Source organism: Micromonospora sp. WMMD956 (genome assembly GCF_029626125.1).
Classification (GTDB): Bacteria; Actinomycetota; Actinomycetes; order Mycobacteriales; family Micromonosporaceae; genus Micromonospora; species Micromonospora carbonacea.
The window spans coordinates 1,640,862-1,661,502 of the sequence record NZ_JARUBI010000005.1 but is presented as its reverse complement, the minus strand read 5'-3'; the positions used below and the strand labels follow the sequence as shown (position 1 = coordinate 1,661,502).

Below are 20,641 nucleotides of genomic sequence, written 5' to 3'. Positions count from 1 at the left end.
CGCCGGGTGGTCAGCAGGCGACGTCGATGCCCCGGGCCCGCAGGAACGGCGCGGGGTCGATCTGGTTCCACATCTGGCCCTGGTGCACCTCGAAGTGCAGGTGCGGGCCGGTGGAGTCGCCGGTGGAGCCCTCGTAGCCGATGACCTGGCCCGCCGTGACCTTGTCGCCGACGCCGACGGCGGTGCGGCTCTGGTGGGCGTAGTGGGTCAGGTAGCCGTTGCCGTGGTCGACGAAGACGGAGATGCCGTAGCCGTCGCCGACGTCGCCGGCCTTCACGACCGTGCCCGCGGCGGCGGCGTGGATCGGGGTGCCGGCGGGCAGGGCGAAGTCGATGCCGGCGTGCAGGGCGCCTCCGCGCGGGCCGTAGCAGGAGGTGATCGTCGCCCCCGCCATCGGGATGACCCAGGCCGGCGCGGGCTTGCTGGTCTTCTTCGGCGCGGGCTTCGGGGTCGGCTTGGGCTTGGGCTTCGGCTTGGCGGAGGCCTTCGTCGCCGTCGGGCTGGGGCTGGCGCTCGACGGGCTCGGCGAGACGGTGCTGGGGCTGGCGGCGGGGCTGGCCGATTCGCGGGCGGCCCGGTCGGCCCGGTCGGCGGCCTCGGCGCGGGCCGGGGCGTCGACCGCCACGGCGGCGGGGGCCGGGTCGTCGCCGGCGGTGGTGGCGACGGCGGCACCGGCGAGACCGAGCCCGACCAGGGCGACCGCGCCGACGACCAGGGCCCGGGTGCCGGGCCGGGGACGCATCCGGTGGCGGGCCGGCGCGTCGGGGGTGCTGCTGTCGCGGATGTTCTCTTCGTGCACGGCGGACCTACACCTTCGAGGGGACGTGGACCTCGAAATACTGGTGTTCGCGCTGGTGAGGAGGCGGGCAGGGGGACGGGTGGGGCGATGTGGACCGGGAGGGACCGTGTCCGCGGCGTCCCGTGCCGGACCTCCATGTCCGGATAATTGATCATCGGCGATGTGCGGCTGGTCACATCAGCGGCTGTGACGCAGCAGACATCGGTGTGCGGGCGGCGCACGAAGAACCGCCCGGATCAGTCGATCCGGGCGGTCAACGGTCGATGCGCAGCGTCAGGAGGCGGCTACGTCGCTGTAGTACAGCTCGATTTGCATCTTGATGTCCACTCCGCGCTCCTGGAGCCACGGCACCGGGTCCAGCGGGTCCCCGTTGACATGGATCTCCAGGTGCAGGTGGGAGCCGTAGGAGTGGCCGGTGTTGCCGACCAGGCCGAGCTGGTCGCCGGCCTTGACCTGCTGCCCCTCCTTGACGCTCACGGCGGAGGAGTGGCCGTAGATGGCCTCGCTGCCGTCGGCGTGCTTGACGATCACCGCGTAGCCGTAGCCGCCGAACCAGCCGGCCTTCGTGACGGTGCCCTCGTGGATGGCGACGTAGGGGGTGCCCTCGGGGGCCACCAGGTCGATCCCGGTGTGCAGCTTGCCCCAGCGCATGCCGTAGGGGGAGTTGAAGTCGTAGCCCTGCAACGGCAGGAGCCAGGCCTCCTGCTCGCCGGCCGCCTTCGTCTCGACCCGGCTGTCGCGGGAGGCCCGGTCGGCGGAGTCCGCGCGGGCCGCCGCGTCCTGGCTGGTGATGGAGGCCTGCTTGAGCTCGTCGAGGACCGACGGGCTGACGCTCTTGGCGTCCGGCAGTGCTCCCGCGCCGATCGCGACGATGCCGGCCCCGACGAACGCGGTGGTGACGACGGCGGCGTAGCGGCTACGCGGCGGGGTGGGTACGCGGCGGCGACCGCGATATCGATCGGGCTCAGACGACAGGCGCTGGCGCACGCACACCCTCCGTTGTCGGGGATCCGATGCGGTCGGCCGGCGCTCGTGAAGCGGTGGTGAACGTCGGCTGGCCGCGTCGTCACCCGTCCGTGGACCTGATGACAACCGTGGACACGGTAGCCAACCGCCACGCCCGTCACAAGCCAGACGGGGTAATTGGCGTGTCGATCTGTCCGTTTACGTCCTTTATTGTCACGCCTCGTCACTTGGTCATACGTGCCCTCACCTGCCCGTTCGTCGCGCACCGTGACCGCTGTCGCCCGAATGTCCGACCCCCTGCCCCGGCCCCCTAGGCTCTGCCCTCGGAGCGCAGGTCGGATTCCCTGCCGGCGACCCGCCGGGTTACCGTTCGTTCAGGTGACAGTCGTAGCGCCCTCGAAAGGTGTCCGCTGATGAGCTCTCGTATCCGGGTCGTCGTCGCGAAGCCGGGCCTCGACGGCCACGACCGGGGGGCCAAGGTCGTCGCCCGCGCCCTCCGGGACGCCGGCATGGAGGTCATCTACACCGGCCTGCACCAGACCCCGGAGCAGATCGTCGAGACGGCCATCCAGGAGGACGCCGACGCGGTCGGGCTCTCGGTGCTCTCGGGCGCGCACATGACCCTGTTCCGGCGGGTCGTCGAGCTGCTGGGTGAGCGGGACGCGCAGGACATCGTCGTCTTCGGCGGCGGCATCGTCCCCGACGCCGACATCCCCGAGCTGGAGCAGCTCGGCGTCAAGAAGATCTTCACCCCGGGCGCGACCACGCAGTCGATCGTCGAGTGGGTGCGGGCCAACGTGGCCCAGCCGGTCGCCTGACCCGTGCCCCTCCGCCCTGCGGCGGGCAGGGTGAGGGGCCGGACGCACCCCTCACACGTCCGGCCCCTCTATGCACGATGCCCCGCCGCCACCCCTCGACCGACAGGGCATCGGCCGTCTTTGTCCTCGCGCCTCGGCAGCGCTCCGACACCTGACTCAACGACGCCCTGACCAGGGGGTTACGCGGAGCTGGGAACATCCCCCGCGGAATTCCCACACGCGCTGTTGCGCGCGCCGCCGACGACCGCGATCCGGCTGGTTGTGGAGTAGGGCACACCGCGCACCCGCTCGGTTGCCGCCGGTGCCGACCTCGCTAGGCTGCGCCCAATGGCCTGTTTCAACTGATGACAGGCGTCAAACTGATTCCACAACGCTGGCGGCGGCGCGACGGCGCGCCGCGGAGACGGGACGGGACGCGCAATCGTGGACCTGTACGAGTACCAGGGGCGGGACCTGTTCGAGCGGCACGGCTTGCCCGTGCTGGCCGGCGGCGTCGCCAACACCCCGGAGGAGGCCCGCGCGATCGCCGAACGCCTCGGCGGCCGGGTGGTCGTCAAGGCACAGGTGAAGGTCGGCGGCCGTGGCAAGGCCGGCGGCGTGAAGCTGGCCGAGGGCACGGATGAGACGGTGGCCCGCGCCACCGACATCCTCGGCATGGACATCAAGGGTCACACGGTCCACAAGGTCATGATCACCGTGACGGCGGACGTGGCCGAGGAGTACTACTTCTCCTACCTGCTCGACCGGGCGAACCGCACCTTCCTCTGCATCGCCAGCGTCGCCGGCGGAATGGACATCGAGCAGGTCGCCGCCGAGACCCCGGACAAGGTCGTCAAGGCCCCCATCGACGCGGTCGCGGGCGTCGACGAGGCGAAGGCCCGCGAGATCGTCACCGCCGCCGGCTTCCCGGCCGACGTCGCCGACCAGGTCGTCGAGGTCGCCGTGGGCCTGTGGCAGGCATTCGTCGCCGAGGACGCCACGCTGGTCGAGGTGAACCCGCTGGCCAAGACCGGCGACGGCAAGCTGCTGCTGCTCGACGCGAAGGTCACCCTGGACGAGAACGCCGGGTTCCGGCACCCGGACCACGAGGCGCTCGTCGACCAGGCCGCCGTGGACCCGCTGGAGCAGGCCGCCAAGGAGAAGGACCTCAACTACGTCAAGCTCGACGGTGAGGTCGGCATCATCGGCAACGGCGCGGGCCTGGTCATGTCGACCCTCGACGTCGTGGCCTACGCGGGCGAGCGGCACGGCAACGTCAAGCCGGCCAACTTCCTCGACATCGGGGGCGGCGCGAGCGCCGCGGTGATGGCCAACGGGCTGGAGATCGTCCTGTCCGACCCGTCGGTGCGCAGCGTCTTCGTCAACGTCTTCGGCGGCATCACCGCCTGCGACGAGGTCGCCAACGGCATCGTGCAGGCGCTGGCCCTGCTGGAGCAGCGCGGCGAGAAGGTCACCAAGCCGCTCGTCGTCCGGCTGGACGGCAACAACGCCGAGGCCGGTCGGGCGATCCTCGACGGCGCGAACAACCCGCTGGTGCAGCGGGTCGACACCATGGACGGCGCGGCCGAGCGGGCCGCCGAGCTGGCGGCTGCGGGGGTCTGACAATGGCTATCTGGCTGACCAAGGACTCGAAGGTCATCGTGCAGGGGATGACCGGATCCGAGGGTTCCAAGCACACCCGGCGGATGCTCGCCGCGGGCACGAACGTCGTCGGCGGCACCAACCCGCGCAAGGCGGGCCAGAGCGTCGACTTCGACGGCACCGCGCTGCCGGTCTTCGCGACCGTCGCCGACGCGATGGCCGAGACCGGGGCCGACGTGACGGTCATCTTCGTCCCGCCGCAGTTCACCAAGGCCGCCGTGATCGAGGCGATCGACGCGGAGATCCCGCTGGCCGTGGTCATCACCGAGGGCGTGCCGGTGCACGACACCGCCGCCTTCTGGGCGTACAACGTGGCGAAGGGCGAGCGCACCCGGATCATCGGGCCCAACTGCCCCGGCATCGCCTCGCCGGGCGCGTCGAACGCCGGCATCATCCCGGCCGACATCACCGGCTCCGGCCGGATCGGCCTGGTCAGCAAGAGCGGCACCCTGACCTACCAGATGATGTACGAGCTGCGTGACATCGGCTTCTCGACCTGCGTCGGCATCGGCGGCGACCCGATCATCGGGACCACCCACATCGACGCCCTCGCCGCGTTCGAGGCCGACCCCGACACCGACGCCATCGTGATGATCGGCGAGATCGGCGGCGACGCCGAGGAGCGGGCCGCCGAGTTCATCAAGTCGCACGTCACCAAGCCGGTGGTCGGCTACATCGCCGGCTTCACCGCGCCCCCCGGCAAGACCATGGGCCACGCCGGCGCGATCATCTCCGGCTCGGCGGGCACCGCCGAGGCGAAGAAGGAGGCGCTGGAGGCCGTCGGCGTGAAGGTCGGCAAGACCCCGACCGAGACCGCCAAGCTCATGCGGGAGATCATGTCGGCCGGCTGACCGCCGCGCGACGCGCCGAGGGGGTCGACCGAGCCGGTCGGCCCCCTCGCGTCGTCACGTCCGCCCGCCGCAGCGGTCAGTCGTTGTTCCAGAACGGGTAGTTGCCGCTCGCCCGCAGGATCGCGCTGCCGATGATGTTGATCACGCCGAAGGCGATGGCGAGGTAACCCAACACCGGCGACTGGCCGTACCGTTTGGCGTCCCGGATCGACAGGTACCCGAAGATGATCCCCAGGATGCCGCAGCAGAGCAGGCCCAGGATGATGCCGAGCACGCCCCACAACGTGGTGCGGTCCCGGCCCCCGGCCTGCGCGGGGGGCGGTGGATACGGAGCGTTCACGGCTTCCTCCGAGCGGTCCGCGGCCGCGACAGGAATTCGCGTCCTGGGGCCGAGGCTAGACCGGATCGGGGGTGCCAGGTCGGTGGATCACCGAACTTCCGGCCGGTCGGGGGCGGTATCGGACTGCCCACGACGGCGCGACATGCCAGAGTAGAGCCGATGTCCTCCGTCACCCCTGACCAGCCCCGTCGTCCGGCCGCCAGGGTCGGCGCCGACGCCCGGCCCGCCGGCCGCGTCCCGGGTCCCCGGGGGCCCGCGCCCCGGCCCGGGGAGCCCACCCGCGGCCGGGCCCCCCTCGTGGTGGCCGCCGGGGTCGCCGCCGCCTGGGCCGCGCTCACGTCCTACCTCCCGGTCGCCCTCGTGCTCGGGCTCGCCCAGCTCACCGAGGACGCCGGCTCCGTCACCGGCGCGCTGCGCGCCGGGCTCGCCGGCTGGCTGCTCGGCCACGGCGTCCCGCTCGCCACCGATGCCGGCCCGCTCGGCCTGACCCCGCTCGCGCTGACCGCGCTGGCCGTCTGGCGGCTCACCCGCGCCGGGGTGCACGCCAGCCGGGCCATCGGGGCGCGGGGCGGGCGCTCCCCGCGCCAGGCGCTCACCGCCGCCGGCGCGGTCGGCGTCGGGTACGCGCTGCTCGGCGCGCTCGCCGCCGTGCCGACCGGCACCGCCCCGGCCCGCGCCGGGGCGACGTTCGCCCTTGTCGGCACGCTCGCCGCGCTGGCCGGGGCGCTCCGGACCACCGCGGTGGCCCGCCTGCTCGCCGCCCGGGCCCCCACCCAGCTTCGGGACGGGGTGCGCACCGGCCTCGTCGCCGGGCTGCTGCTGCTCGGCGCGGGGGCCGGAGCAGCGGGGCTCGCCGTGGCCACCGGGGGCGGCGACGCCGCCGACATGATCGGCGCCTACCGCACCGGGGTGGCCGGGCAGGCCGGGATCACCCTGGTCAGCCTCGCCTACGCGCCGAACGCGACGATCTGGTCGGCCAGCTACCTGCTCGGCCCCGGGTTCGCCGTCGGAGTCGACACCGCCGTCCGCACCAGCGAGGTCTCCGTCGGCGCGCTCCCGGCGGTGCCGCTGCTGGCGGGGCTGCCCAGCGGGCCCGTCGACGGCTACGGCGCGGGCCTGCTCGCCGTGCCCGTGCTGGCCGGCATGGCCGCCGGGTGGCTGCTCGCCCGCCGGCTGCTGCGGATCGCCGCCGAGGACCGCGCCGAGCTGGCCTGGCCGGCACTGCTCGTCCCGGCGGCGCTGGCCGGACCGGTGGCCGGGCTGCTGCTCGGCGTGCTCGCGGCGGTCTCCGGCGGCCCGCTCGGCGGCGGCCGGCTGGCCGACATCGGCCCGGTCGGCTGGCAGGTGGCCGGGGCGGCCACCGCCGTGGTCGCGGCCGGCGCCCTGCTCGGCGCCGCCGCCACCCGCGCGCTGGGGGTGAAAGGAAGGGTCCCCTCCTAACGCATCCGGTAGAGAGGGGCGCCCCGCTCACACCTGAGCGCGGCGGGCGGGACACGGCGAGGGGCGCCCCGGGAATCTCCGGAGCGCCCCTCGCGTCGGTGCGCGACCAGGTGGTCTGGGCCCGCCTCAGGTGGTGGGCAGGGTCACGTTGCCCACGACCCCGAGGATGAACAGCAGGACGCCGAGCCCGGCGCCGACCGCACCGCAGATCAGGCCGGCCTTGGCCTGACCGTCGTTGCTGGCCAGCCCCTGCGCCGCCTTCTGCCGGCCGAGGTAGCCGGTGACCACGGCGGCGATGCCGACCGGGATGCCCAGGTAGAGGCAGCAGACCAGCGGGATCGACGCGATGCCGAGGATCATCGACACCAGGCCGAGGGTGTTGTTCTGCCCCTGCGGGTGGGGGTAGCCGGCGTTCGGGTAGCCCGGCGCGGCCCCGTAGGGCGGCGGCTGCTGGGCGTACGGGTCCTGCCCGTAGGGCTGGCCCGACGTCGGCTGCTGCCCGTACGGCTGCTGGGCGTATGGGTCCTGCCCGTAGGGCTGGCCCGATGTCGGCTGCTGCCCGTACGGCGCCGCGGGCGGCGGGGCGTACGGGTCGTGGTACTGCGGCTGGTTCGGGTCGTGGGGCTGCTGGCCGTACGGGTCCTGACCGGGCTGCATGCGTCGGTGCTCCTTGCTTCGGGCTGAATCAGTAGCTGCTGGTGCTGCTGGCCCCACCCATGATCCCGGCAAGACCGCCCAGCGCGCAGCACACGAGGACGATCACGAGCCAGACGATGCCGACGATCAGGGCCCACTTGGACCACTTCTTCGACTCGGCCGCCGCCGCCTGGGCCCCGGCGTAGTCACCCTGCTGGATCAGCGGGTTGACCTTCGACGCGTTGATGATGGCGGGGATGGCCAGCGGCCAGAACAGGAAGATGGCCACGATGGACATCGTCATGTTGTTATTGATCTGTTGCGGTTGGGGGGACTGGTAACCGGGCTGCATCCTGGGTGCTCCTCATTCCGTCGACACACCGCGCGTGTCGCGTCACTGACAGGTGCGGGACCCGGCGTGCGCCGGGCACCGAGCGACCGGCAGCGTACAGGGTCCGGGCGACAGGAAGGGGCACCGAATTCCGGCCCGGACCTGGATGCCCCACGCGTCGCTGTGCGGCCCCGGGCCGTCTGCCCGCGCGCCGCTGTGCGGCCCCGACCTGGACGCCCGCCCGGGAGCGGGCCCGACCTGCCCGATAGGGTGGCCGCGTGACCGAGCCCGCGTCCGTCGCCCGCATAGTCGTCCTCGTCTCCGGCTCCGGGAGCAACCTCCAGGCGCTGCTCGACGCCGCCGTCGACCCCGCGTACGGCGCCCGGGTCGTCGCCGTGGGTGCGGACCGCGCCGGGATCGCGGGCCTGGACCGGGCCGCCGCCGCCGGGGTGCCGACCTTCGTCGAGCGGGTCGCCGACCATCCGACCCGGGCGGACTGGGACGCCGCGCTGACCAGGCAGGTCGCCGCGCACCGCCCCGACCTGGTGGTCTCCGCCGGCTTCCTCAAGCTGGTCGGCCCGGAGTTCCTCGCCGCCTTCGGCGACCGCTACCTCAACACCCACAACACGCTGCTGCCGGCGTTCCCCGGCATCCACGGCCCCCGGGACGCCCTCGCCTACGGGGTGAAGATCACCGGGGCCACCCTCTTCTTCGTCGACGCCGGCATGGACACCGGGCCGATCGTGGCCCAGGTCGCCGTGCCCGTGTGCGACGACGACGACGAGGAGGCGCTCACCGAGCGCATCAAGTCCGCCGAGCGGCGTCAGCTCGTGGAGCAGGTCGGTCGGCTGGTCCGCGAAGGTTGGACGATCACCGGAAGAAAGGTCACGGTCGGAGTGAGTTCCAGTCAGGGCGAGCGCCGCCCCATCCGACGGGCGCTGGTCAGCGTCTACGACAAGAGCGGCCTGGTCGAGCTGGCCCAGGCCCTGCACGCGGCCGGCGTGGAGATCGTCTCGACCGGCAGCACCGCGTCGACCGTCGCCGCCGCCGGGGTGCCGGTGACCCCGGTGGAGTCGGTGACCGGCTTCCCCGAGATCCTCGACGGCCGGGTCAAGACCCTGCACCCGGCGATCCACGGCGGGCTCCTGGCCGACCTGCGCAAGCCCGCGCACGCGGCCCAGCTCGACGAGCACGGCATCGCCGGCGTCGACCTGCTGGTGTCGAACCTCTACCCGTTCCAGGACACGGTGGCCTCCGGCGCCGGCGTCGAGGAGTGCGTGGAGCAGATCGACATCGGCGGGCCGGCGATGGTGCGCGCCGCCGCCAAGAACCACGCGTCCGTCGCGGTGGTCACCGACCCGGCCGCGTACCCGGAGCTGGTGGCCGCCCTCGGCACGGGCGGGTTCACCCTGGCCCAGCGCCGGGTGCTGGCGGCCCGCGCGTTCGCCGCCATCGCCGAGTACGACGTGGCCGTGGCGCAGTGGTGCGCGAGCACGCTCGCCCCCGACGCCGCCGGCTGGCCGGAGTCCGCCGGGGTGTCGCTGCGCCGCTCGGCGGTGCTGCGCTACGGCGAGAACCCGCACCAGGCCGCCGCCCTCTACACCGACCCGGCCAGCCCCGCCGGCCTGGCGCAGGCGGAGCAGCTGCACGGCAAGGAGATGTCCTACAACAACTACGTCGACGCGGACGCCGCCTGGCGGGCGGCGAACGACTTCGCCGACCGGCCGGCCGTGGCGATCATCAAGCACGCCAACCCGTGCGGGATCGCGGTCGGCGCCGACGTCGCCGAGGCGCACCGCAAGGCGCACGCCTGCGACCCGGTGTCGGCGTACGGCGGCGTGATCGCCGTGAACCGCCAGGTCACCGCCGAGCTGGCCCGGCAGGTCGCCGACGTGTTCACCGAGGTGCTGGTGGCGCCGGGCTTCGACGAGGACGCGCTGGAGCTGCTGCGGGCGAAGAAGAACCTGCGGCTGCTGCGCGCCCCGGCGTACGCCCCGCTGCCGGCGGAGTGGCGGCAGGTCACGGGCGGCATGCTGGTGCAGACCCGCGACGCCGTGGACGCCGAGGGCGACGACCCGGCCAACTGGCGGCTCGCCACCGGCGAGGCGGCCGACGAGGCCACCCTGCGTGACCTGGCGTTCGCCTGGCGGGCGGTGCGCGCGGTGAAGAGCAACGCGATCCTGCTGGCGAAGGACGGCGCGACCGTCGGCGTCGGCATGGGCCAGGTCAACCGGGTCGACTCTGCGCAGCTCGCGGTCACCCGGGCCGGCGCGGAGCGGGCCGCCGGCTCGGTCTGCGCCTCGGACGCGTTCTTCCCGTTCGCCGACGGCCCGAAGGTCCTCATCGGGGCCGGGGTGAAGGCGATCGTCCAGCCGGGCGGCTCGATCCGCGACGAGGAGGTCGCCACCGCCTGCAAGGAGGCCGGCGTCACGCTCTACCTCACCGGCACCCGCCACTTCTTCCACTGACCCCACCGACCCGCGCGGCTGCGCCGCCGCCGCTGGTCCCTCCGCCCGCCCGCTCCGCCGCCCCCCGGACCCCGCCCCGGGTCCGCAGGCAGCGGGGCGGGCGGACGTGAGACGATCTGGGCGTGACGGCGACGATCCTGGACGGCAAGGCGACCGCGGCGGAGATCAAGGACGAGCTGCGGGCGCGGGTGAAGGCACTGGCGGAGCGGGGCGTCGTCCCCGGGCTGGGCACGGTCCTGGTCGGGGCGGACCCGGGCTCCCAGGCGTACGTCAACGGCAAGCACCGTGACTGCGCCGAGGTGGGGATCGCCTCGATCCGCCGCGAGCTGCCCGCCGACGCCACCCAGCAGCAGGTCGACGACGTCCTCGCCGAGCTGAACGCCGACCCGGCCTGCCACGGCTACATCGTGCAGCTTCCGCTGCCCGGTCACCTCGACACCCAGCGGGCGCTGGAGATGATCGACCCCGACAAGGACGCCGACGGCCTGCACCCGGTCAATCTCGGCCGGCTGGTCCTCGGCTACGACGGCCCGCTGCCCTGCACCCCGCGCGGCATCGTCGAGCTGCTCCGCCGGCACGACGTGCCGCTGCGCGGCGCGAACGTCGCCGTCGTGGGCCGGGGCAACACCGTCGGCCGTCCGCTGGGCCTGCTGTTGACCCGGCGCAGCGAGAACGCCACGGTCACCCTCTGCCACACCGGCACGCTCGACCTCGCCGGGCACACCCGCGCGGCCGAGATCGTGATCGTCGCGGCCGGGGTGCCGGGCCTGCTCACCGCCGACATGGTCACCCCCGGCGCGACGGTGGTCGACGTCGGCATCACCCGGGTGATCGGGGCGGACGGCAAGGGCCGCTACACGGGTGACGTCGACCCCGAGGTCGCCGAGGTGGCCGGCAAGGTGGTCCCGATGCCCGGCGGCGTCGGCCCGATGACGCGCGCCATGCTGCTGACCAACGTCGTCGAGCGGGCCGAGCGCGGCTGAGCCCCGGCCGGTCCGGCGTCGCCGGGGCGCGCCGCCCTGCCCGGCCGGGGCCCGACCCGCCCGACTCCGCGGCGAACCCGGCGACGGTGACGTTCGCCCCATCCCGCCGATGGCCGCCGCCCCTGGCCGGTGGGCTGCCAGGATGACTGATACGGTCCGGAAAACGACTGGTAACAGGGAGTGGGACGACCATGGGTAAGAAGGTCACTGTCGTCGGGGCCGGCTTCTACGGCTCCACCACCGCGCAGCGCCTGGCCGAGTACGACGTCTTCGACACCGTCGTGATCACCGACATCGTGGAGGGCAAGCCCGCCGGCCTGGCCCTGGACCTCAACCAGTCGCGGGCCATCGAGGGCTTCGAGACCAAGGTCGTCGGCGTCACCACCGGCGGAAACGGCGAGGGCTACGAGGCCATCGAGGGCTCGGACGTCGTGGTGATCACCGCCGGCCTCCCGCGCAAGCCGGGCATGAGCCGGATGGACCTGCTGGAGACGAACGCCAAGATCGTCCGTCAGGTCTCCGAGAACGTCGCCAAGTACGCCCCGAACGCCGTCGTCATCGTCGTGTCGAACCCGCTCGACGAGATGACCGCGCTGGCCCAGCTCGCCACCCAGTTCCCCAAGAACCGGGTGCTCGGCCAGGCCGGCATGCTCGACACCGCCCGGTTCACCAACTTCGTCGCCGAGGCGCTCGGCGTGCCGGTGCGCTCGGTGAAGACGCTGACCCTGGGCTCGCACGGCGACACCATGGTCCCGGTGCCGTCGCAGAGCACCGTCGACGGCAAGCCGCTGCGCGAGGCCATGCCGGCCGAGCAGATCGAGGAGCTGGTCGTCAAGACCCGCAACGGCGGCGCCGAGGTGGTCGCGCTGCTGAAGACCGGCTCGGCCTACTACGCCCCGTCGGCCGCCGCCGCCCGGATGGCCAAGGCCGTCGCGGAGGACTCCGGCGAGGTCATGCCGGTCTGCGCCTGGGTCGACGGAGAATATGGCATCTCCGGCGTCTACCTGGGCGTCGAGGCCCAGATCGGCGCCGAGGGGATCAAGCGGGTCGTCGAGACCGACCTCGACGCCGACGAGCTGGCCAGCCTCAAGGAGGCCGCCGAGGCCGTCCGCGCGAAGCAGGCCGACGTCGCCAGCATGTGAGCCACGCGGAAGGGGCGGGCCGGCCGACGCCGGACCCGCCCCTTCGCCGTTTCCGCCGCCCCCGTCCGAGCGGCCGGGACCGGCGCGCCGGGTGCGTGAAGTCCCGTCGGCGCTCAGAGTGCCACGAACGGCTCGCCCAGGTGCGGGGTGGCCAGGGCCGCCGGGCCCCGCGCGGCCAGGTCGCGCAGCAGCGTCGCCCGCGAGGCGCGCGCCGTCTCCGGCTGCTCCTCGTGGGCGTACGCCAGGTCGGGGTCGACGAGCTGGACGGTGTGCACCAGCAGGTCGCCGGTGACCAGCAGCCGCTCGTCGCCGGAGTCCACCAGCACCGACTGGTGGCCGGGGGTGTGCCCGGGCGTGCTCAGCACGCGTACCCCCGGGGTGAGCGGGGTGTCGCCGTCGAGGACCCGGAGCTGGCCGGCGGCGCGCAACGGCGCGACCAGGCCGGCCTCCAGCCCGGGGTTGACCGCGGCGAGGGCGGCCAGCTCGGCCCGCTGGACGAGGTAGTCGGCGTTGCGGAACCAGGGGGTGCCGACGACCGCCCAGCCGACGTGGTCGGTGTGCAGGTGGGTCAGCACGACCGTGCGGACGTCGGCCGGGTCGATGCCGGCGGCGGCCAGCTCGGCGGGCAGTCGGCCGGGCACCGGGGCCCAGCTCGCGGCGGGCGCGTCGGCCGGGCCGATGCCGGCGTCGACCAGGGTGACGGGGCCGTCTCCGGCGCGTAGGGCGAAGCAGCGGAACGGCAGCCACCAGCGGCCGTCGTCGGTGACCGTGGCCGGGTCGCGCCGGTCGGCGGCGGCCCACTGCCCGGCGGTGGCGCCCGGGAACGCCTCCTCGCGCGGCTGGAAGAACGGCCCCTCCCCGTCGGTCAGGGCGGTGACCGTGATAGACCCGAGGGTGCGGCGCGGCGGCATCCGGCGATCGTGTCAGCCGTCGGCTGTGCCGTGCATCCCGTTTTCCCCGGTCGGCGCGGGCCGGCTGGGGGCTGCGAGCCGGTTTCCAGTACGCTCGTACTGTTGAGCACGTGTCCCCCGAGAGGAGCGCCGGTCGATGGCGAAGATCAAGGTAAACAACCCGGTCGTTGAGCTCGACGGCGACGAGATGACCCGGATCATCTGGAAGCAGATCCGGGAGCAGCTGATCCTGCCCTACCTCGACGTCGACCTGCACTACTACGACCTCTCGATCCAGTACCGCGACTCCACCGACGACCAGGTCACCATCGACGCCGCCAACGCGATCAAGGAGCACGGCGTCGGCGTCAAGTGCGCCACCATCACCCCGGACGAGGCGCGGGTGGAGGAGTTCGGCCTGAAGAAGATGTGGCGGTCGCCGAACGGCACCATCCGCAACATCCTCGGCGGCGTCGTCTTCCGCGAGCCGATCATCATGTCGAACGTGCCGCGCCTGGTCCCCGGCTGGACCAAGCCGATCATCATCGGCCGGCACGCCCACGGCGACCAGTACAAGGCCACCGACTTCGTCGTCCCCGGCCCGGGCACGGTGACCATCACCTACACCCCGGCCGACGGCTCCGCCCCGGTCGAGATGGAGGTCGCCAACTTCCCCGGCGGCGGCGTCACCATGGGCATGTACAACTTCGACGACTCGATCCGGGACTTCGCCCGCGCCTCCATGCGCTACGGCCTGGACCGCGGCTACCCGGTCTACCTGTCGACGAAGAACACCATCCTCAAGGCGTACGACGGCCGGTTCAAGGACATCTTCGCCGAGGTGTTCGAGAACGAGTTCAAGGCCGAGTTCGAGGCCGCCGGCATCACCTACGAGCACCGGCTCATCGACGACATGGTGGCCGCCGCGCTCAAGTGGGAGGGCGGCTTCGTCTGGGCCTGCAAGAACTACGACGGCGACGTGCAGTCGGACACCGTGGCGCAGGGCTTCGGCTCGCTGGGCCTGATGACCTCGGTCCTGATGACGCCGGACGGCCGCACCGTCGAGGCGGAGGCCGCGCACGGCACGGTGACCCGGCACTACCGGCAGTACCAGAAGGGCGAGAAGACCTCGACCAACCCGATCGCCTCGATCTACGCCTGGACCCGGGGCCTGGCCCACCGGGGCAAGCTGGACGGCACCCCCGCCGTCACCGAGTTCGCCAACACGCTGGAGCAGGTCATCATCGACACCGTCGAGGGCGGCCAGATGACCAAGGACCTCGCGCTGCTCATCTCGCGCGACGCCCCGTGGCTGACCACCGACGAGTTCATGAACGCGCTGGACGAGAACCTGGCGCGTCGGCTCGCCGCCTGACCGTACCGTCACACCTTCCGAAGCCCGCCGGCCGCCCGCCGGCGGGCTTCGGCGCGCCTGCGGCCGTCCCGCCGTCACTCGGGGTGAGGTGGCTCGTTGTGCAGGATGGACGTGGTGCCAGTCGCGTCCAAGGGGGGTTGACCGCGGTCGCCGCGCGGCACGAGTGCCGACGAAACCAGCCTCCCCGGCTGTCGCACACAGCCAGCCGTCCCTTCCCTGCGGGGGGCCCGTCCCGGGCCCCCCGCGCCCTGTTGCGCCGCCCGCGCCTGGCTCGCGCCGCGTATACACCGCGCCTGCCCCGCGCTGCCTGCGCCGCTGCCCCGCGCCTGCGCCACCTGTTAACAGGGGGCCCCTGCCATACAGAAAGCGTTAACGAGGGGCCCCTCCTTTCAGCAGGGCGGCGGCGCGCTCCGGGGCGATGTCGTTGATGAACACCCCCATGCCCGACTCCGAGCCGGCCAGGAACTTCAGCTTGTCCTTCGCCCGCCGGACGCTGAACAGCTGGAGGTGCAGGTGCCCGAGCTCGCGGTCGATCCGCACCGGCGCCTGGTGCCAGGCCGCGATGTACGGCATCGGCATGTCGAACAGGGCGTCGAAGCGGCGCAGCAGGTCCAGGTAGAGCGGGCCGAACGCGTCGCGCTCGGCGTCGGTCAGCGCGGGGATGTCAGGCACCGGCCGGTGCGGCGCCAGGTGCACCTCGAACGGCCACCGGGCCGCCGCCGGCACGTACGCCGTCCAGTGCTCGTTGGCCGCCACCACGCGCGTGCCGGCGGCGCGCTCGGCGGCGAGCACGTCGGCGTAGAGGTTGCCGCCGCCGGTGCGCTCGGCGTGGCGGCGGGCCGCGCCGAGCATCGCCCGGGTGCGCGGCGTGACGAACGGGTACGCGTAGATCTGGCCGTGCGGGTGGTGCAGGGTCACCCCGATCTCCACGCCCCGGTTCTCGAAGCAGAAGATCTGCTCCACCCCGGGCAGCTCGGCCAGGGCCGCCGTCCGGTCGGCGAGGACGTCGAGCACCGTGCGCACCCGACCCGGCGGGAGGCCGGCGAACGAGGCGTGGTGGTCGTCGGTGAAGCAGACCACCTCGCACCGCCCCTGGCCGGGCCGGACCGGGGTGAACGGGGTGATCTCCGCCGGCTCGTCGGCGGTGCGCTGGCTCAGCGACGGGAACCGGTTCTCGAAGACGGCCACGTCGTAGTCCGGCGCCGGGATCTCGCTGAGCCGGTCGCCCCGGGACGGGCAGAGCGGGCACTGGTCGGCCGGCGGGAGGAAGATCCGGCTCTGCCGGTGCACGGCGACCGCCACCCACTCGTCGGTGAGCGGGTCGTAGCGGAGCTGGGACGCGGGCGGCGGCGGCGGAAGCTCGCGCCGGTCCGGCTGGTCGCGGACCGCGTCGTCCCGCTCGTCGAAGTAGATCAGCTCCCGGCCGTCGGCCAGCTCGATCGTCGTACGCTTCACTCCGCCGTTCCCTCCCTCGTCGCCGCGGCCACGCGGCCGGGGCCGCGATCCGCCGGGGCCGGCGTCCGACCCGGCGTCGGTCTGCTCGTCGTCCCCGCCCCCGCGACCAGGACCAGCTCGCCGACCCGCTCGTCGAGCACCTGCCGGGCCTGCGGGTCGAGCCGGTCGTCGGTGACCAGCACGTCGGCGGCGGAGAGCTCGACGATCGAGGAGATGCCGACGGTGCCCCACTTGGTGTGGTCCGCGAGCACGACCAGCCGGTCGGCGGCGGCCACCAGGGCCCGGTCGGTCTCGGCCTCCATCAGGTTGGGGGTGGTGAAGCCGGCCCGCTCGCTGATCCCGTGCACCCCGAGGAAGAGCAGGTCCAGGTGCAGCGACCGGATCGCCGCGACCGCGAGCGGCCCGACCAGCGCGTCGGACGGCGTCCGCACCCCGCCGGTGAGCACCACGGTCTGATCGGTGCGGCCCCCCGCGTGCAGGATCTCGGCGACCGGCAGGGAGTTGGTCACCACGGTCAGCCCCGGCACGTCGACCAGCCGGCGGGCCAGCTCGGCGGTGGTGGTGCCGGCGGAGAGGGCGACCGCCGCGCCGGGGCGCACCAGCTCGGCGGCGCGGGCGGCGATGGCCGCCTTCTCCGGCAGCTGGCGCACCGACTTCGCGTGGAAGCCCGGCTCGTCGGTGGAGCCGGGGCCGGTCGTGGTGGCGCCGCCGTGCACCTTGGCCAGCACGCCCTGCTCGTGCAGCGTGTCCAGGTCGCGCCGGATCGTCATGTCGGAGACGCCGAACTCGGCGGCCAGCTCGGTCACCCGGACGCCGCCGGTGGCCCGGACGCGGTCCAGGATGGCCGCCTGCCGTTGCCGCGCGAGCATTCCGCACCTCCGACTCCCGCGCCCACTTCTCACGTGGTCGCACGCGTTCCAACAAAGCTGAACACTAGCGCGGCGGGTGGCCGTTGCGGAAGCGGAGCCGTAGGGGCGGTGGGCGCCGACACGCGCCCGGCACACACCGCCGCCCGGCCCCCCGGCGAAGGACGGAGGAGGACCGGGCGGTGGCGACGCGGCGGCGGAGCGGCGGTCAGGTGGACTGGAGGCGTGGCTCGACCCAGCCCGTCTCGGTCAGGTGGTGCATCACCGCCTGCACCGCCTCGTCGATCGACATGCCGGTGGTGTCGACCACGACGTCGGCGTCCGTCGGCACCTCGTACGGGTCGTCGATGCCGGTCATGCCCGTGAGCAGGCCGGCGCGGGCCCGCGCGTAGAGGCCCTTGCGGTCGCGCTGCTCGCACACCTCGATCGGGGTCGCCACGTGCACCAGCACGAAACCGGCCCCGGCCGCGTGCGCCATCTCCCGCGCGGTGGTCCGCGCCGCCGCGTACGGGGCGATCGGGCAGCAGATGCCGACCCCCCGGTGCCGGGCGATCTCGGCCGCCACCCAGCCGATCCGCCGGACGTTCAGGTCCCGGTCGGCCTTGCTGAAGGTCAGCCCGGCGGAGAGCTCCCGGCGCACCACGTCGCCGTCGAGCAGGGTCACCGTGCGGTCGCCGCCCTCGCGCAGCACGTCCGCCAGGCCCCGGGCGATCGTCGACTTGCCGGAGCCGGAGAAGCCGGTGAGGAACAGCACCAGCCCCCGGTGCCGCCGGGGCGGCCGGGCCCGCACCAGCTCCTTCGCCACGGCCGGCGGGGTGTGCCACTCCGGCAGCGGGAAGCCCCGGTCGAGCAGGTCGTCGATCTCCGCCTGGCTGAGCGCCAGCCGCCGGTTGCGCGGCGGGATGTCCTCCCGCCAGCGCCACTGCCCGTCCCGGTTGTCGTAGGCCAGCTCGCGCGGGACCAGCACCCGCAGCCCCGCGCCGGAGAGCATCTCACCGGTGGAGAGCAGGTGGGTCACCCCGTACGCGGCGGCCACCCGGGCCTGGAGCAGCGCGTCGCTGATCTCGTCCCGGCGGCGGGCCAGCGGCACCGCGACCAGCGTCGCCGGGGGCATCCGGTCCCGGGCGGCGAAGACCGCCCGCACCAGCGCCTCGGAGGGCAACCCGTTGATCGTCCCCTCGGCGACCGGGATCATCACCAGCAGGTGTGCGCCCAGGGTGCGCGCCGCGTGGGCGATCTGCGCGAGCTGCGGCCGGTGCAGCGGCCGGTCGGCGACCACCCCCAGCACCCGGCCCGGGGGCAGCAGCGCCCGGATCTCCTCCGGGCTGCGGCGCAGCCGCTGGAACGGGCCGTGGCCGCCGTCGCCGAGCCGGCGCACCGTGCCGCCGACCCCGGCGACGCCCTCGCGGGCCGACCACACGTCGGTGACCTCCAGCGAGGCCACCGGGGCGCCCTCGCCGTCGGAGAGCACCAGCACCCGGCGGGCCGGATCGGCCGGATCCAGGTCGCCGGCGAGCGACGCCGGGATCTGGAGGGCCACCGGCACCTGCCACGGCGCGCCGTCCGCGAGCCGGCCCCGCCGACTCACCGAGGCCAGATCCGCCCGGGTCATGAAGCCGGTCAGGGGCGCGTACGCCCCGGAGACCAGCAACTCCAGATCGGCCAGTTCCCCGGGCCGCGGCGTGTACGCCGGCGCGTCCCGAAGCACCTCGTCGGGCAGCACCCACCCGTTGCTCATCGCACCCCCACTTTCCGGCCGGCTCACAGTTTCTCAGCCCGTCGCCGATCGGTCGAGAGTGCCATTCCCATCACTAGGGGTTGATCCTCGCCACGGGATCAGGTGGCGGCCCGCAGCGGGGCCGCGCCGAACGAGACCGAGAACCGCTTGCACCAGATCGAGACGCTGGTCAGGGCCGTCAGGTCGGTGCCCGCCGGGATGTCGTACGCCTGGTCGCCCCGGTTTCCCTTCAGCCGGCCCAACTCCACCCAGCGACCGTCGTCGAAGACCCGCCAGCCGGCGACCCCCTCACGCACCGGCTGGTCGGTGAGCCAGACCCGGAGGTCCGGCCCGTTGCTGGTGTCCAGCCCGACGAGTTCCAGGCGGTGCCGCCCGTCGGCGGTCCGGACGATCCGGGCGCTGCCCGACGTGTCGTGCTCGTGGGTGACGAAGTCACCCCGGCTCACCAGCGTCGGCCCGGTCGGTCCGGTCGCGGCGGCCGGGCCGGTGGCGGAACCCGGGCCGGTCGCGGGTGGGCCGGCGGGACCCGCCGTCGCCGGGGCGGAGGTGGTCGCCACGGCCGACAGCGTCTCGTCGACCTCGGTGTCGGTGACCAGCTTCCAGGGCTGGAACCAGGCCAGGCCGACGACGGCCCCGGCGGCGACCACGGCGGCCGCGACCCAGGCCAGCGGCTTGCGCAGCAGGCGGGTGATCATGCGTCCAGTCTCGTCCGGCCCGCGCCCGGCGGCACCGGTCGCGCCGGTTACGGAACCCTTACCGGCGCGTCGGCCGCCCGTCACCTGCCGTCCATAGCCCATCCACAGGTCGTTCATACGCCGTTCGCATACCCGACCGGTTGGCTGCCCTTCGACCGATCCGCGCCGCCAGGCCGCGGTCCGCGCCGCCAGAGGGCGATCCGCGCCGCCAGAGGGCGATCCGCGCCGACAGACCGGAGGAAGTGCGTCCATGCGTCTACGGTTCCCCCGCCGAGCCCGAACCCCGGAGCCGGCCGCCGACGGCCGGGGTGGACCGGCCCCGGCCGTCCCGCCCGACGGCGATCCGGCCCCCGCCGCGGGCCCACCCCCCGCCGGCGCGGACCGGGCGGGGCACGCGCTGCGCGCGCCGAGCAAGCTGCACGCCTTCAACCGGTACGAGATCAAGTACCTCGTGGACGCCGCGAAGGTGCCGGGGCTGCGGCGGGAGCTGGCCGCCCGGCTGGCCCCGGACAGCTTCGCCGGCACCAGCGGGTACGGCGTGTGGAGCGTCTACTACGACACCGCCGACCTGCGGTTCTACTGGGAGAAGATCGAGGGGCTCAGGTTCCGCCGCAAGCTGCGCGTGCGCCACTACGGCGACCGGTCCACGATCGACGACGACACCACCGTCTACGTCGAGATCAAGCAGCGGGTCAACCGGGTCACCCAGAAACGGCGGATCGCCCTGCCGTACCGGGTGGCGAGGCGGCTGCTCGACGGGCGGGAACTGGTCGAGCACGACCCGTCCCAGCGGGGGTTCGTCGAGGAGGTCCTCGAACTCGTCTCCGGGCTCGACCTGCGGCCGGTGGCGATGACGGGCTACCACCGCGAGGCGTACGTCGGCCAGGACGCCGACCTCGGGCTGCGGGTCACCCTCGACCACCGGGTCCGGGGCCGGGACCGCGACTTCCACCTCGGCGCGGACGCCGAGAACCGGCTCATCGTGCCGGCCCGGCTCGCGGTCGTCGAGGTCAAGGCCAACGAGCGGGTGCCGTACTGGCTCACCGACCTCGCGGCCCGCGCCGAACTGTCGGTGGTGCGGGTCTCCAAGTACTGCCAGAGCGTCGAGGCGTTCGGCCGCGCCCCGCGCTCGCTCTTCCATGTCCAGGACGACGACCCCGCCGCCGTGCTGGCGGCGGCCACCTTCGAGAAGTGAGGCCCGAACCCC

19 protein-coding genes and 1 pseudogene are annotated in these 20,641 nt (G+C 73.7%); 10 read left to right on the top strand and 10 right to left on the bottom strand.

Going from position 1 to position 20,641, the window contains the following annotated elements; translation table 11 throughout:
* Positions 1-10 precede the first annotated feature (10 nt).
* A complete protein-coding gene (locus O7628_RS07655; RefSeq protein ID WP_278136252.1) occupies positions 11-742 on the bottom strand; it encodes a M23 family metallopeptidase in 732 nt (243 codons plus the stop codon).
* Between the two features lie 330 nt (positions 743-1,072).
* The gene (locus O7628_RS07650; RefSeq protein ID WP_074472855.1) at positions 1,073-1,786 is read right to left on the bottom strand and encodes a M23 family metallopeptidase; all 714 of its coding nucleotides are present in this window, start codon (positions 1,784-1,786) and stop codon (positions 1,073-1,075) included.
* Positions 1,787-2,178: 392 nt separating this feature from the next.
* Here O7628_RS07650 and O7628_RS07645 point away from each other — a divergent pair, with 392 nt between their 5' ends.
* The 3 genes from O7628_RS07645 to sucD all read left to right on the top strand — a co-directional run bounded on the left by O7628_RS07645 (position 2,179) and on the right by sucD (position 5,075).
* Positions 2,179-2,583, top strand: a complete 405-nt coding sequence (locus O7628_RS07645) for a cobalamin B12-binding domain-containing protein (RefSeq protein ID WP_043965699.1) — start codon at positions 2,179-2,181, stop codon at positions 2,581-2,583.
* A gap of 423 nt (positions 2,584-3,006) precedes the next feature.
* Positions 3,007-4,185 (top strand): ADP-forming succinate--CoA ligase subunit beta, encoded by a 1,179-nt coding sequence (gene sucC / locus O7628_RS07640; protein WP_074472598.1) that lies wholly within the window; start codon positions 3,007-3,009, stop codon positions 4,183-4,185.
* Between the two features lie 2 nt (positions 4,186-4,187).
* On the top strand, positions 4,188-5,075 hold the full coding sequence (gene sucD, locus O7628_RS07635) for a succinate--CoA ligase subunit alpha (RefSeq protein WP_178066383.1): 888 nt from the start codon (positions 4,188-4,190) through the stop codon (positions 5,073-5,075).
* A gap of 76 nt (positions 5,076-5,151) precedes the next feature.
* Here the strand turns inward: sucD and O7628_RS07630 are convergent, their stop codons facing one another.
* Positions 5,152-5,415, bottom strand: coding sequence for a DUF4190 domain-containing protein (locus O7628_RS07630; RefSeq protein ID WP_278129351.1), 264 nt, complete (start codon positions 5,413-5,415; stop codon positions 5,152-5,154).
* A gap of 159 nt (positions 5,416-5,574) precedes the next feature.
* Here O7628_RS07630 and O7628_RS07625 point away from each other — a divergent pair, with 159 nt between their 5' ends.
* The gene (locus O7628_RS07625) at positions 5,575-6,855 is read left to right on the top strand and encodes a DUF6350 family protein (RefSeq protein ID WP_278129350.1); all 1,281 of its coding nucleotides are present in this window, start codon (positions 5,575-5,577) and stop codon (positions 6,853-6,855) included.
* Between the two features lie 126 nt (positions 6,856-6,981).
* On the opposite strand, the gene O7628_RS07620 is transcribed toward O7628_RS07625, so the two are convergent.
* Complete coding sequence (locus O7628_RS07620; protein WP_278129349.1) at positions 6,982-7,512, bottom strand: DUF4190 domain-containing protein; 531 nt, start codon at positions 7,510-7,512, stop codon at positions 6,982-6,984.
* Between the two features lie 28 nt (positions 7,513-7,540).
* On the bottom strand, positions 7,541-7,795 hold the full coding sequence (locus tag O7628_RS07615; protein ID WP_228986539.1) for a CD225/dispanin family protein: 255 nt from the start codon (positions 7,793-7,795) through the stop codon (positions 7,541-7,543).
* A gap of 305 nt (positions 7,796-8,100) precedes the next feature.
* Here O7628_RS07615 and purN point away from each other — a divergent pair.
* The 4 genes and pseudogenes from purN to mdh form a co-directional block, all read left to right on the top strand.
* Positions 8,101-8,715 (top strand): annotated as a pseudogene (purN, locus tag O7628_RS07610) (phosphoribosylglycinamide formyltransferase); the annotation flags it as partial.
* Between the two features lie 3 nt (positions 8,716-8,718).
* Positions 8,719-10,290: a bifunctional phosphoribosylaminoimidazolecarboxamide formyltransferase/IMP cyclohydrolase gene (gene purH, locus O7628_RS07605; protein WP_278136251.1), complete on the top strand. Its 1,572-nt coding sequence runs from the start codon at positions 8,719-8,721 to the stop codon at positions 10,288-10,290.
* 122 nt (positions 10,291-10,412) lie between these two features.
* Positions 10,413-11,273 (top strand): bifunctional methylenetetrahydrofolate dehydrogenase/methenyltetrahydrofolate cyclohydrolase, encoded by an 861-nt coding sequence (locus tag O7628_RS07600; RefSeq protein ID WP_043965711.1) that lies wholly within the window; start codon positions 10,413-10,415, stop codon positions 11,271-11,273.
* Positions 11,274-11,464: 191 nt separating this feature from the next.
* Positions 11,465-12,415, top strand: coding sequence for a malate dehydrogenase (mdh, locus tag O7628_RS07595; RefSeq protein ID WP_074472602.1), 951 nt, complete (start codon positions 11,465-11,467; stop codon positions 12,413-12,415).
* Positions 12,416-12,528: 113 nt separating this feature from the next.
* Here the strand turns inward: mdh and O7628_RS07590 are convergent, their stop codons facing one another.
* Entirely contained in the window at positions 12,529-13,326 is a 798-nt protein-coding gene (locus O7628_RS07590; protein WP_278129348.1) for an MBL fold metallo-hydrolase, read from the bottom strand.
* 136 nt (positions 13,327-13,462) lie between these two features.
* Here O7628_RS07590 and O7628_RS07585 point away from each other — a divergent pair, with 136 nt between their 5' ends.
* Positions 13,463-14,680, top strand: coding sequence for an NADP-dependent isocitrate dehydrogenase (locus O7628_RS07585; protein WP_043965715.1), 1,218 nt, complete (start codon positions 13,463-13,465; stop codon positions 14,678-14,680).
* A 369-nt stretch (positions 14,681-15,049) separates the two neighbouring features.
* Here O7628_RS07585 and galT read toward each other — a convergent pair whose 3' ends face one another.
* The 4 genes from galT to O7628_RS07565 all read right to left on the bottom strand — a co-directional run bounded on the left by galT (position 15,050) and on the right by O7628_RS07565 (position 19,434).
* On the bottom strand, positions 15,050-16,135 hold the full coding sequence (gene galT, locus O7628_RS07580; protein WP_278129347.1) for a galactose-1-phosphate uridylyltransferase: 1,086 nt from the start codon (positions 16,133-16,135) through the stop codon (positions 15,050-15,052).
* Entirely contained in the window at positions 16,132-17,004 is an 873-nt protein-coding gene (locus O7628_RS07575) for a DeoR/GlpR family DNA-binding transcription regulator (RefSeq protein ID WP_246384143.1), read from the bottom strand. The genes galT and O7628_RS07575 overlap by 4 nt, the downstream gene beginning before the upstream one ends.
* Before the next feature lie 205 nt (positions 17,005-17,209).
* Positions 17,210-18,739, bottom strand: a complete 1,530-nt coding sequence (cysC, locus tag O7628_RS07570) for an adenylyl-sulfate kinase (RefSeq protein ID WP_074472605.1) — start codon at positions 18,737-18,739, stop codon at positions 17,210-17,212.
* A gap of 98 nt (positions 18,740-18,837) precedes the next feature.
* Complete coding sequence (locus O7628_RS07565) at positions 18,838-19,434, bottom strand: DM13 domain-containing protein (RefSeq protein WP_278129346.1); 597 nt, start codon at positions 19,432-19,434, stop codon at positions 18,838-18,840.
* 250 nt (positions 19,435-19,684) lie between these two features.
* Between O7628_RS07565 and O7628_RS07560 the strand changes: the two genes are divergently transcribed.
* On the top strand, positions 19,685-20,629 hold the full coding sequence (locus O7628_RS07560; protein ID WP_278129345.1) for a polyphosphate polymerase domain-containing protein: 945 nt from the start codon (positions 19,685-19,687) through the stop codon (positions 20,627-20,629).
* Positions 20,630-20,641: the final 12 nt, after the last annotated feature.

Excerpts from the sequence above, each read along its gene's own strand:
- cysC (WP_074472605.1), bottom strand. The coding sequence starts at position 18,739 with ATGAGCAACGGGTGGGTGCTGCCCGACGAGGTGCTTCGGGACGCGCCG.
- O7628_RS07615 (WP_228986539.1), bottom strand. The coding sequence starts at position 7,795 with ATGACGATGTCCATCGTGGCCATCTTCCTGTTCTGGCCGCTGGCCATC.
- O7628_RS07560 (WP_278129345.1), top strand. The coding sequence starts at position 19,685 with ATGCGTCTACGGTTCCCCCGCCGAGCCCGAACCCCGGAGCCGGCCGCC.
- O7628_RS07625 (WP_278129350.1), top strand. The coding sequence starts at position 5,575 with ATGTCCTCCGTCACCCCTGACCAGCCCCGTCGTCCGGCCGCCAGGGTC.
- O7628_RS07575 (WP_246384143.1), bottom strand. The coding sequence starts at position 17,004 with ATGCTCGCGCGGCAACGGCAGGCGGCCATCCTGGACCGCGTCCGGGCC.
- O7628_RS07565 (WP_278129346.1), bottom strand. The coding sequence starts at position 19,434 with ATGATCACCCGCCTGCTGCGCAAGCCGCTGGCCTGGGTCGCGGCCGCC.
- O7628_RS07655 (WP_278136252.1), bottom strand. The coding sequence starts at position 742 with ATGCGTCCCCGGCCCGGCACCCGGGCCCTGGTCGTCGGCGCGGTCGCC.
- O7628_RS07590 (WP_278129348.1), bottom strand. The coding sequence starts at position 13,326 with ATGCCGCCGCGCCGCACCCTCGGGTCTATCACGGTCACCGCCCTGACC.
- O7628_RS07620 (WP_278129349.1), bottom strand. The coding sequence starts at position 7,512 with ATGCAGCCCGGTCAGGACCCGTACGGCCAGCAGCCCCACGACCCGAAC.
- mdh (WP_074472602.1), top strand. The coding sequence starts at position 11,465 with ATGGGTAAGAAGGTCACTGTCGTCGGGGCCGGCTTCTACGGCTCCACC.
- sucD (WP_178066383.1), top strand. The coding sequence starts at position 4,188 with ATGGCTATCTGGCTGACCAAGGACTCGAAGGTCATCGTGCAGGGGATG.
- O7628_RS07645 (WP_043965699.1), top strand. The coding sequence starts at position 2,179 with ATGAGCTCTCGTATCCGGGTCGTCGTCGCGAAGCCGGGCCTCGACGGC.
- O7628_RS07585 (WP_043965715.1), top strand. The coding sequence starts at position 13,463 with ATGGCGAAGATCAAGGTAAACAACCCGGTCGTTGAGCTCGACGGCGAC.